Source organism: Amycolatopsis keratiniphila, assembly GCF_000400635.2.
GTDB lineage: Bacteria > Actinomycetota > Actinomycetes > Mycobacteriales > Pseudonocardiaceae > Amycolatopsis > Amycolatopsis keratiniphila.
In genome coordinates this window covers 8,843,704-8,857,724 of the sequence record NC_021252.1, presented here as the reverse complement: position 1 = coordinate 8,857,724, position 14,021 = coordinate 8,843,704, and the positions used below count along the sequence as shown (strand labels likewise).

At 68.4% G+C, this 14,021-nt stretch carries 12 protein-coding genes; 6 read left to right on the top strand and 6 right to left on the bottom strand.

Going from position 1 to position 14,021, the window contains the following annotated elements:
- The first annotated feature begins 127 nt into the window (after nt 1–127).
- The 3 genes from AORI_RS81235 to AORI_RS81225 all read left to right on the top strand — a co-directional run bounded on the left by AORI_RS81235 (nt 128) and on the right by AORI_RS81225 (nt 1,903).
- Nucleotides 128–907, top strand: coding sequence for a deoxyribonuclease IV (locus AORI_RS81235; RefSeq protein WP_016338284.1), 780 nt, complete (start codon nt 128–130; stop codon nt 905–907).
- A gap of 106 nt (nt 908–1,013) precedes the next feature.
- Complete coding sequence (locus AORI_RS81230) at nt 1,014–1,523, top strand: hypothetical protein (RefSeq protein ID WP_016338283.1); 510 nt, start codon at nt 1,014–1,016, stop codon at nt 1,521–1,523.
- A gap of 44 nt (nt 1,524–1,567) precedes the next feature.
- The gene (locus AORI_RS81225) at nt 1,568–1,903 is read left to right on the top strand and encodes a hypothetical protein (RefSeq protein WP_016338282.1); all 336 of its coding nucleotides are present in this window, start codon (nt 1,568–1,570) and stop codon (nt 1,901–1,903) included.
- On the opposite strand, the gene AORI_RS81220 is transcribed toward AORI_RS81225, so the two are convergent.
- The 3 genes from AORI_RS81220 to AORI_RS81210 form a co-directional block, all read right to left on the bottom strand.
- Nucleotides 1,860–3,407, bottom strand: coding sequence for a glycosyltransferase family 87 protein (locus AORI_RS81220; protein ID WP_016338281.1), 1,548 nt, complete (start codon nt 3,405–3,407; stop codon nt 1,860–1,862). The two genes, AORI_RS81225 and AORI_RS81220, sit on opposite strands and share 44 nt — an antisense overlap.
- Nucleotides 3,408–3,479: 72 nt before the next feature.
- Nucleotides 3,480–3,824: a hypothetical protein gene (locus AORI_RS81215; RefSeq protein WP_016338280.1), complete on the bottom strand. Its 345-nt coding sequence runs from the start codon at nt 3,822–3,824 to the stop codon at nt 3,480–3,482.
- Between the two features lie 69 nt (nt 3,825–3,893).
- Nucleotides 3,894–4,961, bottom strand: a complete 1,068-nt coding sequence (locus AORI_RS81210; RefSeq protein WP_016338279.1) for an ROK family transcriptional regulator — start codon at nt 4,959–4,961, stop codon at nt 3,894–3,896.
- Between the two features lie 55 nt (nt 4,962–5,016).
- Between AORI_RS81210 and AORI_RS81205 the strand changes: the two genes are divergently transcribed.
- A complete protein-coding gene (locus AORI_RS81205) occupies nt 5,017–6,066 on the top strand; it encodes a Gfo/Idh/MocA family oxidoreductase (protein WP_123798702.1) in 1,050 nt (349 codons plus the stop codon).
- On the opposite strand, the gene AORI_RS81200 is transcribed toward AORI_RS81205, so the two are convergent.
- The 3 genes from AORI_RS81200 to AORI_RS81190 all read right to left on the bottom strand — a co-directional run bounded on the left by AORI_RS81200 (nt 6,067) and on the right by AORI_RS81190 (nt 12,018).
- Nucleotides 6,067–8,577, bottom strand: coding sequence for a transglycosylase domain-containing protein (locus tag AORI_RS81200; RefSeq protein WP_016338277.1), 2,511 nt, complete (start codon nt 8,575–8,577; stop codon nt 6,067–6,069).
- Between the two features lie 161 nt (nt 8,578–8,738).
- The gene (locus AORI_RS81195; RefSeq protein WP_016338276.1) at nt 8,739–11,117 is read right to left on the bottom strand and encodes a transglycosylase domain-containing protein; all 2,379 of its coding nucleotides are present in this window, start codon (nt 11,115–11,117) and stop codon (nt 8,739–8,741) included.
- 487 nt (nt 11,118–11,604) lie between these two features.
- Nucleotides 11,605–12,018 carry a DUF5318 domain-containing protein gene (locus AORI_RS81190; protein WP_043848473.1) on the bottom strand — a complete coding sequence of 138 codons (414 nt, stop codon included), beginning with the start codon at nt 12,016–12,018 and terminating at the stop codon, nt 11,605–11,607.
- Between the two features lie 247 nt (nt 12,019–12,265).
- Between AORI_RS81190 and AORI_RS81185 the strand changes: the two genes are divergently transcribed.
- Nucleotides 12,266–12,811 (top strand): PadR family transcriptional regulator, encoded by a 546-nt coding sequence (locus tag AORI_RS81185; protein WP_005168208.1) that lies wholly within the window; start codon nt 12,266–12,268, stop codon nt 12,809–12,811.
- 63 nt (nt 12,812–12,874) lie between these two features.
- Nucleotides 12,875–13,957: an inositol-3-phosphate synthase gene (locus AORI_RS81180; protein ID WP_016338274.1), complete on the top strand. Its 1,083-nt coding sequence runs from the start codon at nt 12,875–12,877 to the stop codon at nt 13,955–13,957.
- The last annotated feature ends 64 nt before the right edge of the window (nt 13,958–14,021 follow it).

The window sequence follows — 14,021 nt, the reverse complement described above, 5'->3', positions numbered from 1 at the left end:
CGCTCACGCTACCCCACGAGCGTGACCATCCGGTCCGCGACGGCGAAAAACCCGCGAGGGTAACTCCGCCTTCCTCCCCACCACCGCCCTCAACGGAGGAGCTTCGCTCCGCGTAGATTCCTTCAACATGAAAATCGGTGCCCATGTCCGCGACGACGATCCCCTCTCCGCGGTCGCCGAGCGCGAAGCCGAGGTCCTCCAGTTCTTCCTTTCCGACCCGCAGGGCTGGAAGGCTCCCAAACCCCACCCGCACGGCGAAGCGATCAAGGAATCGCCGGTCGAGGTGTTCATCCACTCGCCGTACCTGATCAATGTGGCGTCGATGAACAACCGCATCCGCATCCCGTCGCGGAAGAACGTCACGCAGCACGCGAACGGTGCCGCCGCGATCGGCGCGAAAGGGCTCGTCGTGCACGGCGGCCACGTCGGTTCCGGGGAAGACGTCGAAGAAGGCCTCGTCAACTGGCGCAAGCTTTTCGAGCGGGAACAGGAAAAGGGCGGCTTCGCCGTGCCGATCCTGATCGAGAACACCGCGGGCGGCGACAACGCGATGACCCGCGACCTCGACACGATCGCCCGGCTCTGGGACAAGGTCGGCGAATTCGGCGCGGGTTTCTGTTTCGACACCTGCCACGCGTACGCGGCGGGCTGGGATCTGACCGAGGCGGTCAAGAAGGTCAAGGCCATCACCGGCCGGATCGACCTCGTGCACCTCAACAACTCGCGCGACGAGTTCGGTTCCACGCGGGACCGGCACGCCAACGTGGTCGGCGGCGACGGCACGATCGATCCCGAGGTGCTGGCCGCGGTCGCGGCCGAAGCGGGCGCTCCGGTGGTCGTCGAGACTCCGTCGGACGGGCAGGCGGCGGACATCGCCTTCGTCCGGGAGCGCGTCGCGTCCGCCTAGGGCTACTCGCGCGGGAGGCCGTTCCCTCTCCAGCGGGAGGGCCGGGCACGCCGATCGAGGAAGGCTCGATTCCAGCCGGGACACACCCGGTACTGGAGGGAAAGCCATGAAGCTCAAGGCCAAGATCGCCGCCGTCGCAGTGCTCGCCGTCGCCGCGGGAACGCTGGGGGCGACCCAGGCGACGGCGACACAGGCGGCGGGGTCCGCGGTCATCGGGTCGGCGGGCGGGCCGCTGACGTTCCCCGCTTACGAAGGCGAGCCGGTCCGATTCGACTTCGCCGCTTTCGGGGAACCCGGGAAGTCTTCCGGCCGGTTCCACGTGAATCACCTGACGAAGGACGGCAAGCTCGTCGCCGATTTCGAGGGCAAGGTCGACTGCGTCTCGCGTGACGGCGACCTCGCCGTCTTGACCGGCGTGATCGAACGCGCCGACATCCCCGCCTTCCCGGTGAACGTGGTCGGCCGCCGCGTCGGTTTCTCGGTGCGGGACGTGCCGCGCGGCCACGACCGGATCGGCTGGAGCTGGGGGTACGGCGGTTTCGAGCAGGACGTCCTGCCCTGCACCGGCCCGGTGCCGTTCTTCGAAACGAGCACGGGCGGCTACCTCGTGCGCTGAATCGGCTTGACCCTCACGCGGCGGGAGGGTCGAACCTGTGCCGCATGAAGAATCGGACCGTGTACCGGGCGGAGGACGGCGAGCACGTCGGCTACGTCGTCCCCGCGCCGGAAACCCGTTGGCAGGCACTGACCGTTTTCGGCTACCCGCTCGGCGGGCCCGCCGCCTTCGACGACTCCGTCGCGTTGCTGGAGGCGGAGGGCCTGGCGATCCTCGCCGAGCGCTGGTCGGTCAGGCACGGCGAAGACTGGTTCGCCTGCAGGCTCGTCGAGACCTCGCCCGAAGCCGTCGTCGTGCGGATCGAAGACTTCGGGGCCGAGGACTTCGGCAAGCACATCAGGCTCGAACGTCCTGGACCTGAGGTGTTGAAGCGTGCTTGACCGCGCGTAGGTCGGGGGCGCCGTCGAGGAATCCGCCGATCGGATCGTCGTCCCCGGCGAGGCGGACCGGGTCTTTGCGCGGCTGGTAGACGTCGCGGATCACCAGCGCGCAAAGGCCGATCACCGCCAGATCGCGGATCACGACGGCGCCCAGGAACCAGTCCTGCGGCAGGCCTTTGTTGTCGACGCCGAGGTAGTACATCATCCGCGGCGCCCAGACCAGCGCGTCGAGGATCATCCAGCCGAGCAGCAGCCGCCAGCGCGGGATCGCGAGCACCGCCAGCGGGACCAGCCACAGCGAGTACTGCGGGCTCCACACCTTGTTGGTCAGCAGGAACGCGGCCACCACGAGGAAGGCGAGCTGGCCGAGCCGCGGACGGCGCGGCGCCTTCAGCGCGACGTAGCCGATACCGGCGCAGGCGGCGAGGAAAAGTATCGCGACGACGGCGTTGAGCACGACCGGTGTCTCGCCCGTGGCGAGCTTCCCGTCGAATCCGGCCCAGCCGGAAAGGTGGGAGATCACGTTGTAGAGCGAGTCCGGGTCCATCGGGCGCACCGTGTTGAGCCGGAAGAACTCCCACCAGCCGGTCGGCGCGGCGAGCGCGAACGGGACGTTGACCACGACGAACGTCGCCACGGCGAGCCCGGCGGTGAGCGCCCACTGTTTGACCTTGCCCGCGCGCAGGCACAGGAAAAGCAACGGGATGAGCAGGAGCAGCGGATACAGCTTCGCCGCCGCGCCGAGCCCGAGCAGGAAGCCCGCGACCTCGGGCCGTCGCCGCGCCCACGCGAGCAGCGCGGTCGCGGTGAACGCGGTCGCGATGGCGTCGAAGTTGGTGAAGACGTGCACCAGCACCAGCGGCGAGATCGCGACCAGCGCGGCGTCCCACGGGCGGCGTTTCAGCGATCGGCCGGTCGCCCACACCGTCACGAGCCAGGCCAGCGCGAGCCACAGTGCCGAGATGTTGAAGTACACGGCCACCGGGAGCGCGCCGGGCAGCCAGCCCGCTTCCGCGACCGAGAGCCAGGCTTCGGTGAGCTTCGCGTTGATCCACTGGAACAGCCCGGTCGCCACCGGGTACTCCATGTACCGCGTGGTCTCCTTCGCCGTTCCTTCGTTTTCGGTCCACGAAGTCACGTACGGGAAGGTGTCCGGATCGTTCAGCCGCTCGGAGCTGTAGAGCGGGACGATGTCCGAGTAACACATCGCGACGAACGGGCGGCCTGCCCGCCAGTCGAGCTGGTGGGTGCCGGAGTCGTCGGTGTACTGCTGGATGCACGACGCCTTGCCGAACCACGAGAGCACCAGCGCGAGGCAGGCCAGCAGCAGCCCGACCCGCTGCGGCGACCAGAACCAGTGCCGCCCCACGGCCGCGTGCTCGCCGAGCGGGCCGCCGATCGGCCGGGTCGCCGCGGCCACGAGCGGTTCGTTCCAGCTCGGGATGACCCGCTCGCCGGGGGTGAGGGAGAGCGGAGCCTCGGGCTGGGGCGTCTGGTCGGGCACGTGGCGGATGTTAGCGCCTATCCGGGTGACCACCCGGTGATGTCGCCGCTCTCGTAGAACCCGGCCGGCGATCTACTGGTGTCCGCACGCCCACTTCCAGGTGGCGTCCCCGTATGCCTTGGCCGCGGTGTCGGGGTCCTTGCCGCGAGCCGGCATCGCCGTCCGGTCGGCCATTTCAGGTGTCAGAACGGTGCGGGCGAGCCCGCTGATCGCCAGCGCGGATCCCGCGCTGCAGAAATTTTTCGCCGCCTCGAACATCTCGTCATAGGTGCGCGGGGAGTTCGGTACGAAGCCTGCGCTCTTCATTGCGGCCGTCCACTGGGCCTTGGGATCGGGTGGGGACACGGCGGTGCTGCATCCGGACAGCAGAACCCCGCAGGTCACGGTGATGGTCGCGATGATCGTCCTGGCGCGCAACTGACTCCCTTTGCTACCGAATGTCGATGCAAGGTCGTCGTGGGAGCATCGTCCGTTACAAACGGCTTCCTAGGTGATGTCGCCGCTCTCGTAGAACCCCGCCAGCACCTCCGCCGCCGCGCCGAACGCCACGACGTCGTCGCCCATCTCGTCGAGATCGACCTGGATCCGTTGCCAGTGCGGCAAAGGCAGGAGCTCGCGCAGCCGCGCGGCGACGGTGTCGCGGTACACCTCGGGTGCCGCGCGGACCGAACGGCCGGTGAGCACGACACGTTCGAGGTCGAGCACCTGGACGAGGTCGGCGAGCCCGATCGCCAGCAGTCCCGCCGCCTCCTCCGTGGTCGCCGCCGCGTTGTGCAGCACCTCCACGCAACCGCGGCGGCCGCACGCGCAGCGCGGTCCGTCGAAGGCGAGCGTCGTGTGCCCGAACTCGCCGGCGTTGGTCCGCGGTCCTCGGTACAGCCTGCCGTCGATCAGCAGCCCGACGCCGATCCCGGTCCCGACGAGCACGACGGCGGTCGCGGCCTGGTCGCCTTCCGGCCAGTGCTGGGCGAAGGCGGCGGCGTTGGTGTTCTTGTCGAGCCGCACGGGCAGCCCGGTGCGTTTCGCGAGCAGGTCGCGCAGGGGCACGTCGTGCCAGCCCGGCATGTTCGTGGCGTCCCGGACCACTCCTTCGTGGTGATCGAGCGGGCCGACACTGCCGACACCGAGGCCGAGGACACCCTCGACGCCGTCGAGCAGCGCTTCGGCCGCTTCGCCGAGGGCGGAGACGGCCTCGGCGGGGGTGAATCCCGGGGTCAGCGGCCCGCCGCGCGACGCGACGATCTTGCCGGTCAGGTCGGTCATGACCACCCGGAAGGAGTCCCGGTCGAGCTGGGCGCCGAGCGCGTGCCGGGCGTCCGCGCGGACGCGCAGCAGGGTGCGTGGCTTGCCGACACCGGTCGCGGGCTGGCGTTCTTCGTCCAGCAGGCCGGCTTCGAGCAGTTCGGGGACGATCTTCGAGACGGCCTGCTGGGTGAGCCGGGTGCGCTCGGCGAGTTCGACGCGGCTGAGACCGCCCGCGCGCAGGATATGCGTGAGCAGCAGTGTCCGATTGTGCTGGCGCAGGCCGCGCAGATTGACCCCGGTCTCCGGCATAGCGCGCATCCTGCCATGACTGGCTGATTACGCAACACTGTTGTTTAATGGGGTCATGGCTGACTTGCGAGTGGGGATCTTCGGATACGGCACCGGCGGGCGCGTCTTCCACGCGCCGCTGGTCGACGCGACACCGGGGCTGACCCCGGCCGCCATCGTCACCTCGAACCCGGACCGGGTCGCGCAGGCGCGCGCCGACTACCCGGCCGCCGACGTGCTGCCCGACGCGGACGCGTTGTTCGCGAAGGCAGGCGAGCTGGACCTGGTCGTCGTCAGCACGCCGAACCGCACCCACGTTCCGCTCGCGCTCCGGGCGATCGAGGCGAGTCTGCCCGTCGTCGTCGACAAGCCCTTCGCGCCGACGGCGGCCGAAGCGTCGAAGGTCGTCGAAGCCGCGAAGGCCAAGGGTGTCGGGCTGACGGTGTTCCAGAACCGCCGGTTCGACTCGGACTTCCTCACCGTCCGGAAGGTCCTCGAAACCGGACGCCTCGGCGACGTCTTCCGCTTCGAGTCACGCTACGACCGCTGGGTGCCGAAGCCGCGGGACAACTGGCGCGAGTTCGGCGACCCCGCCGAGGCGGGCGGGCTCCTCTACGACCTCGGCGCGCACATCGTCGACCAGGCGCTGCAGCTGTTCGGCCCGGTCTCCGAGGTCTACGCGGAGGTCGACAGGCGCCGCGCCGGGGTGTCGGTCGACGACGACGCCTTCGTCGCCCTTCAGCACACCAACGGCGTGCGTTCGCACCTGTGGGCGTCCGCGCTCGCGGGCACCCGGAACCCGCGATTCCGCGTGCTCGGCGACAAGGCGACCTTCACGAAGTACGGCCTCGACGTCCAGGAGCCGCAGATCAAGGACGGCCTGCGGCCCGGCGACCCCGGCTGGGGCGTCGAACCGGAGTCGGACGCGGGCGTGCTCGGCGTGAACGAAGACGTCGAGACCGTGCCCACCGAGGTCGGCCGCTACGAGGACTTCTACGCGCAGGTGCGCGACGCGCTGCTCGGCAAGGGCGGCTTCCCGGTCGATCCCGCCTCCGCCGTCGAGACGCTCCGGGTCATCGAAGCCGCTCACCTCGCGGGTGCCGAACGGCGCGTCGTCACCCTCTAGCTATTCGGTATCGCCTCTGCCGCCCCGGCCCGGCGGGCCTCCGTTGCCGCCCTCTTCGTTGTTCTCACTGGACGAAGGCGGGTTCTTCGAGCTGGAAGGCGGATCCTCTTCGTTCCGCGAAGACGAAGATCCGGTCGACGGTCCCGTCGACGGCGTGCCGGTCTCGGTCGAGCCCTCGTCGTCGTCCGGCGGGGTCTGCGTCGACGGGACGGTGTTGTTGTCGTCCCCGCCGATGATCTTGACCTTGCCGAAGCGCTCCGCCGGTTTCCCGTTCAGGTACAGGGAAAGGAACTTCTGCCAGATCGGGCCGGCGATGGTCGAACCGAAGATCGACTTGCCGTTCTTGCCCTTCAGCGCCTTGTCACCGTCGCCACCGACCCACACCGCGGCCGAGATCGACGGCGTGTAGCCGACCATCCAGGTCTGCGAGTTGGCGTCCTTCGCCGACGCGGGCTCGCCCGGCCGGTAGGTGTGCTGCTGGGTCCCGGTCTTCCCGGCGCACTCGTGGTTGTTGGGGCACTTGAGCTTCGAGAACGGGACGACCCCCTTGAGCGACTCGGTGACGTTGCCGGCGATCTGCTTGCTCTTGTCGGCGTCGTCGGCGAAAGCGGGCTTCGCCTCTTCCGGAGCGGAGTACGCGGCCTCGTCCTGCGAGTTGGTCACCTTGACGACGAAGTGCTTGTCCCGCCGCTGTCCTTCACCCGCGAAGGTGGCGTACGCGGCGGCCATGTCCTCCGGGGTGATGACCGTCTTGCCGCCACCGAGCGCGATGTTGTTGTCGGCGAACAGTTCGGAGCTGCCGTCGGGGGCGGGTTTCACCCCGGCGTCCTTGGCCGCCTGTGCCACCGGCCCGGGTTTGGTCACGTTCACGACCATGTCGTAGAACACCGTGTTGGCCGATCGCTGCATCGCCTCGGACACCGTGCACTGCTGCGAACAGGTGCTGCCGGGACCGGCGTTCCGGATCGTCTGCTTCCCGAACTGCCGGTTGTTGGAGCCGTCGAACGTCGAGTTGATGCCGCCCTTGCCGAGCTGCATGTACGCGGTGAGGTCGAACGGCTTCATCGACGAGCCGGGGTTCTGCGGTGTGTTCGCCCAGTCACGGCCCTTTTGGTCCTTGCCGTTGGGCCCCTTCACGATGGTCGGGCCACCGTAGTACGCCTTCACGCCACCGGTTTTGGGATCGATCGCGACGAGTGCGTTGAGCAGGTTCTCGTCGGTCTGGCCCTTCATCCCGTCGGCCACCGCCTGCTCGGCCGCGGCCTGCGCCTTCGGGTCGATGGTCGTGTAGACCTTGTAGCCGCCCCGGTAGTAGACGTCGTCGGTGATGCCGTTCGCGGCGAGCTCTTCCTTGACCTTGTCGCGGATGAACGGGTTGACCACGCCGGCCTGCTGCTTGTCCTCCTGCGGGATCGGCGTCGGGAACTGCAGGTTCGCGCGGTCGGCGGCGGAGAGGAAACCGTTCTGCACCATCCGGTTCAGCGCGACGGTCCAGCGTTCGTTCGCCACCTTCGGGTTTTCCGAGCGGCCCGGCTGCTGGATGAGGCCCGCGAGCAGCGCCGCCTCGGAGGCGTTGAGCTCGCCGGCGGGCTTGCCGAAGAACGCCTGCGCGGCCGACTCGATCCCGTACGCACCGCGCCCGAAGTAGATGATGTTCAGGTACGCCGTGATGATGTCCTTCTTCTCGTACGTCTGGTTCATCTTGAAGGACTTGGCGAGTTCGGTCCATTTACGCGCGAGCGACGATTCGTCGTCCCCGCTGGCGACCTTGATGTACTGCTGGGAGATGGTCGAACCACCGCCCTTGCCCGCGGTCACCTGGTTGTAGACCGCGCGCAGGATGCCGCCGATGTCGAAGCCGGAGTTCGTCTCGAAGGAGGCGTCCTCGGTGGCGATCACGGCCTTCTTGACGATGTCCGGGATCTGCTCCGGCGTCAGGATCTGCCGGTTGCCGCCCTTGGGGACGTCCTTGCCCATCTCGGTGTTGTCGGCGTAGTAGTACGTCACCGCCTGGCCTTGCGTGGCCGCGACGGACTGCGGCGACGGCACGTCGACGGCGAAGTAGGTGATCACGAACGCGATCGCCGGGATGACGACGAACAGGCAGAACAGTGCGAGCAGCACCCGCCGGATCCGTCTCCACCGGCGCTTCTTGCGCTGGGCCGGGGTGAGGATCGGCTTCCCGTTCTCGTCGGTCTCCGGGCCGTACTGCTCGTCCTCGTACGGCTCTTCGTACCCGCGATCGGTGGTGCCGTTGTGCTCGTGATGCGTGATGAGGTCCGGCTCGTGCTGCGGCGCGACCGGCGGCCGCTGCGGACGGCGCGGGGGCGGCTGCTGCTGGGACGGACCCTGGCGCTGCCACGGTGCCTGCCCCTGGGGGCCGGGTCCCGGCCGCTGCCCGTATCCCGGCGGCGGACCGGCGGGACGACGGGGCGGTCCGGCCGGGCGTTGCGGACGACGGGCGGGGTCAGGGTCCTGACCTGGCCATCCGCCGTGGGGATCGTCGTTCACTGGGACGTCCTCCGAACCTTCCGTGGGTGAGCGCGGTCCTGCGGTCGCAGGTCTCCTTCTAGTAAAGACGTGCCGGATCGGTTCAGGTTCACCGATGCGACGAAAAAAGGTGTGCCGGGCACTCGCCCGGCACACCCTTCGTCACGTGCTCAGCCCGACCGTCACGGATCTTCGCCGTTCGGGAACAACGGATCCGAAGTCCCCGGTCCCGGCCTCGTCCAGCTCGGTTTGCTCGGCTTGGTCGGCTTGCCGGTGTCCGTCGGCTCGGTCGGCTCGGTGGGAGTCGTCGGCGTCGGGGTGGTCGTCGGCGTCTCGGGCGGCGTCGACGTCTCCGGCGGCTTCTGTGCCGTGGTCGTCGGCACGTAGCGCGCGTCCTTGCCGATCGGCTTGACGCTCTCGAACTTCTCCGACGGCTTGCCGGTCATGTACCGGGACATGAAGTCTTCCCAGATCGGGCCGGCGATGGTCCGGCCGTAGACCGGCTTGTTGTTCTTGTCGTGCAGCGGCTTGTTGCCGTCGCCGCCGACCCACACCGCGGTCGAGATGCTCGGCGTGTAGCCCACCATCCAGGTCTGCGCGTTGCGGTCGCGATAGCTCGCCGGGTCGCTGTCCTTGAAGTCGTACTGCTGTGTCCCGGTCTTGCCCGCGCAGTCGTGCCCCTTCGGGCACTTGAGCTTCGAGTACGGGATGACCTCTTCGAGCGCGTCGGTGACGTTGCCGGCGATCTGCTTGCTCTTGGCGGCGTCGTCGCTGAAGGCGGGAGCGCCCTTGGGGGCCGTCTCGTCGAACTCGACCTCGTCCTGGGAGTTGGTCAGCTTCGCGACGAAGTGCTGCTTCTGCCGGACGCCTTCACCGGCGAAGGTGGCGAACCCGGCCGCCATGTCCTCCGCGGTGGTGACCGTGCCACCACCGCCGAGCGCGATGTTGATGTCGGGGCTCAGCTTCGCCTTGCCGCCGTCGGCCTCCACCATCACGCCGGCTTCCTTCGCGGCCTTCGCCACCGGGTCGATCTTCGTCTCGTTGCGGACCATGTCGTAGAACACGGTGTTCGCGGAGACCTTCATCGCCTCGGCGACCGTGCACTGCGGCCCGCAGTTGGAGCTCTCGCCCGCGTTCCGGATCGTGCGGCCGTCGAACTTCCGGTTGTTGGAGCCGTCGAAGGTCTCGCCGAGACCCTTGCCCATCTTGAGGAAGGCGGTCAGGTCGAAGGCCTTGAACGCCGAACCGGGGTTGTGCGGCACGTTCGCCCAGTCGATGGCCTGGACGTCCTGGCCCTGCGCGTTCTTCGTCCAGTCCGGGCCGCCCCAGTACGCGACCACGCCGCCGGTCTTGGGGTCGATCGCGACCAGCGCGTTCAGGATGTTCTCGTCCGTCTGGCCCTTCATCCCCTCGGCGACGGACTCCTCGGCCATCTTCTGCGCCTTGGGGTCGATCGTCGTGGTGATCTTGTAGCCACCCTGGTGCAGCCGGTCCTGGTCGTAGCCGCGGGCCTCGAGTTCGTCGATCACCCGGTTGCGGATGTGCAGGCTCAGCGTGCCGGCGTCGTCGGCCTTCGCCTGCGCCTTCGGGATCGGCTTCGGGAACGTGGCGGTGGCACGCGCACCCGGGTCGAGCCACTTGTTCGCCACCATCTGGTCCATCACGAAGGTCCACCGCCTGGTGGCGTAAGCCTCGTTCTCCGACCGGCTCGGGCCCTGGATCAGACCGGCGAGCAGGGCCGCCTCGGACGCGTTGAGCTCCTTGGCCGGCTTCTTGAAGTAGGCCTGCGCGGCCGCTTCGATGCCGTTCGCGCCGCGACCGAAGTAGATGGTGTTGAGGTAGGCGGTGATAATCTCCTCTTTGGACATCTGGTTGTTCATCTTGAAGGATTTCGCCAGCTCGGTCCATTTACGGGTGAGCGTCGGCGCCTCGTTGGCCGTGGCCTTCTTGATGTACTGCTGGGAGATCGTCGAACCGCCGCCCTGGCCGCCGGTGACGTTGTTGTAGACCGCGCGCAGGATGCCGCCGACGTCGAAGCCGGAGTTGGTCTCGAACGACGAGTCCTCGGCCGCGTACACGGCCTTCTTGACCACGTCCGGGACCTCGCCCGGCTGCAGCAGGTACCGGCTTCCGCCGCTGGCGGGCGCGATCTTGCCCATCGGGCTGCCGTCGGCGTACATCAGCGTGATCGGCTGGCTCTGCAGGCTCGCGACACTTTCCTGCGACGGGACGTCCACCAGGAAGTAGGTGATGACGAACGCGATCGCGGGCACCACGACGAACAGGCCGAACATCGCGTAGAGGACCCGGCGGACGATCCGCCAGCGGCGCTTCTTGCGCTGCTTCGGCGTGAGGACCTTCTTCTTGCCGTCCTCTTCGTCTTCGGACGGCTCGTCGTACGCGTCTTCGCCCTCGGCGCCGAGAGCGGTGCTTTCGTGACGATCGTCATAGCGGTCGTCGTACGGGTCGTAGCCGTACGGGTCTTCGGTGCCGTTGTGCGCGTGATGCGTGATGAGCTCGGGCTCGCGCTCGTACGGTTCCGGCTCGACCGGCCGGACCATCGCGGTCGCCTGGTCGGCCGGTGCCGGAGGACGGCGGTTGCCGGGCGGGGGCGGCGGCGGGCGGTGCCCGGCGGCCCCCTGGCGGGACCGCTGGTCACCGGCGGGGCCCCGTCCTCCCGGCGGCGGGGGTCCTTGCCTGCGCGGGGGCATGCCGTTGGCGCGGCGCGGGGCCGCGGGACGGCGGGGTTCGTTGTCGGAGGGCCACTCCGGGCCGCCGGCGTCGCCGCCCGGCCACTGCGGATCGTTCGCGGACCGGGGCGGGGCCGAGCGGGGGGTGCCGTTCGGAGGTGTCCGGCGCTGCGGGCGGCGCGGCGGTTCTTCGCTCGGCCAGCCCGGATCGTCGGCTTCGCCCGGCCATTGGGCACGGCGAGGTGCATCAGGCTCCTGGCCAGGCCAGGAGCGCTTGCGGTCGTCGTTCACGAATGGGCCTCCCAGACCGGCGCTTCGGGGGACGCCGCTCTGTGGTCAACTGCGTTTTCGATACCTGTCACTGACCCGCTGTCCTCTGCGACCGGGTCCGTGGCCGGGTGGTTCCCGGTTCTCCTGTTCCGAGGACGTAGGACCGCACCAGGTGGTTCCAGTGACAGCTCCGGCAGACCTCGACTTCGTAGACGGTGAACTCCGCGAAGAGCCCGTCCATCCGCATCAGTTCCTCCGGTGTCTTGGCCGATCCGGCGGCGTGCTTGAGCTCGTCGCCGTACACCCAGGACACCAGGGTCAGTTCCTCCCGATGACAGACCGGGCAGTCCTGCTCGCCTGGTCGGCCGTGGAATTTCGCGGCCCGCAGGAGGTACGGGCCCGCGTCGCAGACGTCGTATGTGCCGACCCGTCCGGAGTGGACGCCCTTGAGCAGCGCGCGCCGCTGTAAGGCGTAGTCCACGACCTGCCGCTGGTTTCGCACGCCAACAGAGTACGGGCTCTTGCTGTGTGGTCCACGCCCCGTTCTCGGGGAGACGGTCCGCGCACGGTCGGACACGCCGACGATTCGATAACTCTCCGGTGAATTTCGTCCGGATCCACCGGACCACGATCGGGTTAGCTACGCCACTTCGATGTATCGGCGCGATATAGTGGGCCGGTAGGTTGACCGAGCCGGTCACGGTGGCCAACGCGACCGGTCGCGGTTTGTTCCCGGAAGGGGGTGCGGTGTGCTGGAGCTCGCGATCTTGGGGCTGCTGCACGAGACCCCCATGCACGGTTACGTGCTGCGCAAACGTTTGCATGAGACGCTCGGGATGTTCCGGACGTTCTCGTACGGCTCGCTGTACCCGACCTTGCGCCGGTTGCTTCGCGCCGGTTACCTCGTCGAGGAGCTCGAAGAGGTGGAAGACCGGGCGTGGGCACGCCGGGGCAAGCGGGTGTACAAGCTCACCGCCGAGGGCAAGGAACGGTTCGCCGAACTGCTCGGCGACGCCGGGCCGCAGACGTGGGACGACGAAGGCTTCGGCGTCCACCTGGCGTTCTTTTCGAGGACACCGGCCGACGTCAGGATGCGAATCCTGGAAGGCCGTCGTCGTCGGGTCGAGGAACGCCGAGAAGGACTTCGGACGGCAATGGCGCGGGCCGAGGAGAAGATCGACCGCTACACCCGTGAGCTGCACCGGCTCGGGCTGGAGTCCAGTGAGCGGGAGGTGCGCTGGCTCAACGAGCTGATCGCGCACGAACAGGCCGAGCAGCGAGGACCGGAGACCTGAGGCGCTCCGCGGTCCCGGCTGCGCATTACCTACAACTGTTGGACTAATGAAGGAGAAACCGGCATGGGCGAGAACCGCCGCGTTCGGGTGGCCATCGTGGGCGTCGGCAACTGTGCGGCCTCGCTGGTCCAGGGCGTTCAGTACTACCGCGACGCGGATGCCGGCACCCGCGTGCCCGGGTTGATGCACGTCGTGTTCGGGGAGTACCACGTCCGCGACATCGAGTTCGTCGCCGCGTTCGACGTGGACGCCAAGAAGGTCAGCCGTGACCTGTCCGAGGCGATCTTCGCCTCGGAGAACAACACGATCAAGATCGCGGACGTGCCGCCGCTGGGTGTCACCGTGCAGCGCGGTCACACCTACGACGGTCTCGGTCGCTTCTACCGCGAGACCATCGAGGAGTCCGACGAGACCCCCGTCGACGTCGTCGCCGCGCTGCGCGAGGCCGAGGTCGACGTGCTCGTCTCCTACCTGCCGGTGGGTTCCGAAGAGGCCGACAAGTTCTACGCGCAGGCGTGCATCGACGCCGGTGTGGCGTTCGTCAACGCGCTGCCGGTGTTCATCGCCTCCGACCCGGAGTGGGCGGAGAAGTTCCGCGCGGCCGGCGTCCCGATCGTCGGTGACGACATCAAGTCCCAGGTCGGGGCCACCATCACGCACCGCGTGCTGGCGAAGCTGTTCGAAGACCGCGGCGTCCAGCTCGACCGGACGATGCAGCTCAACGTGGGCGGGAACATGGACTTCCTGAACATGAAGGAGCTGGAGCGGCTCGAGTCGAAGAAGATCTCGAAGACCCAGTCGGTCACCTCGCAGGTCGACCGCGAGCTCGGCAAGGGCAACGTCCACATCGGGCCGTCCGACTACGTGCAGTGGCTCGACGACCGCAAGTGGGCCTACGTCCGGCTCGAAGGCCGTGCCTTCGGCGACGTGCCGCTGAACCTGGAGTACAAGCTCGAGGTGTGGGACTCGCCGAACTCGGCGGGCATCATCATCGACGCCGTGCGCGCCGCGAAGATCGCGAAGGACCGCGGCATCGGCGGCCCGATCCTCTCGGCTTCCTCGTACTTCATGAAGTCGCCGCCGGAGCAGTACGACGACGCGACGGCCCGCGACGCGGTGGAGAAGTTCATCGCCGGCGAGGCGTGACCCTCCCGGTCGCTCAAGTGTCATGAAAGGGTCGTTCCTGACGTTTTTCGTCAGGAACGACCCT

Excerpts from the sequence above, each read along its gene's own strand:
- AORI_RS81235 (WP_016338284.1), top strand. The coding sequence starts at position 128 with ATGAAAATCGGTGCCCATGTCCGCGACGACGATCCCCTCTCCGCGGTC.
- AORI_RS81230 (WP_016338283.1), top strand. The coding sequence starts at position 1,014 with ATGAAGCTCAAGGCCAAGATCGCCGCCGTCGCAGTGCTCGCCGTCGCC.
- AORI_RS81225 (WP_016338282.1), top strand. The coding sequence starts at position 1,568 with ATGAAGAATCGGACCGTGTACCGGGCGGAGGACGGCGAGCACGTCGGC.
- AORI_RS81210 (WP_016338279.1), bottom strand. The coding sequence starts at position 4,961 with ATGCCGGAGACCGGGGTCAATCTGCGCGGCCTGCGCCAGCACAATCGG.
- AORI_RS81205 (WP_123798702.1), top strand. The coding sequence starts at position 5,017 with ATGGCTGACTTGCGAGTGGGGATCTTCGGATACGGCACCGGCGGGCGC.
- AORI_RS81195 (WP_016338276.1), bottom strand. The coding sequence starts at position 11,117 with ATGGTCCGGCCGGTCGAGCCGGAACCGTACGAGCGCGAGCCCGAGCTC.
- AORI_RS81180 (WP_016338274.1), top strand. The coding sequence starts at position 12,875 with ATGGGCGAGAACCGCCGCGTTCGGGTGGCCATCGTGGGCGTCGGCAAC.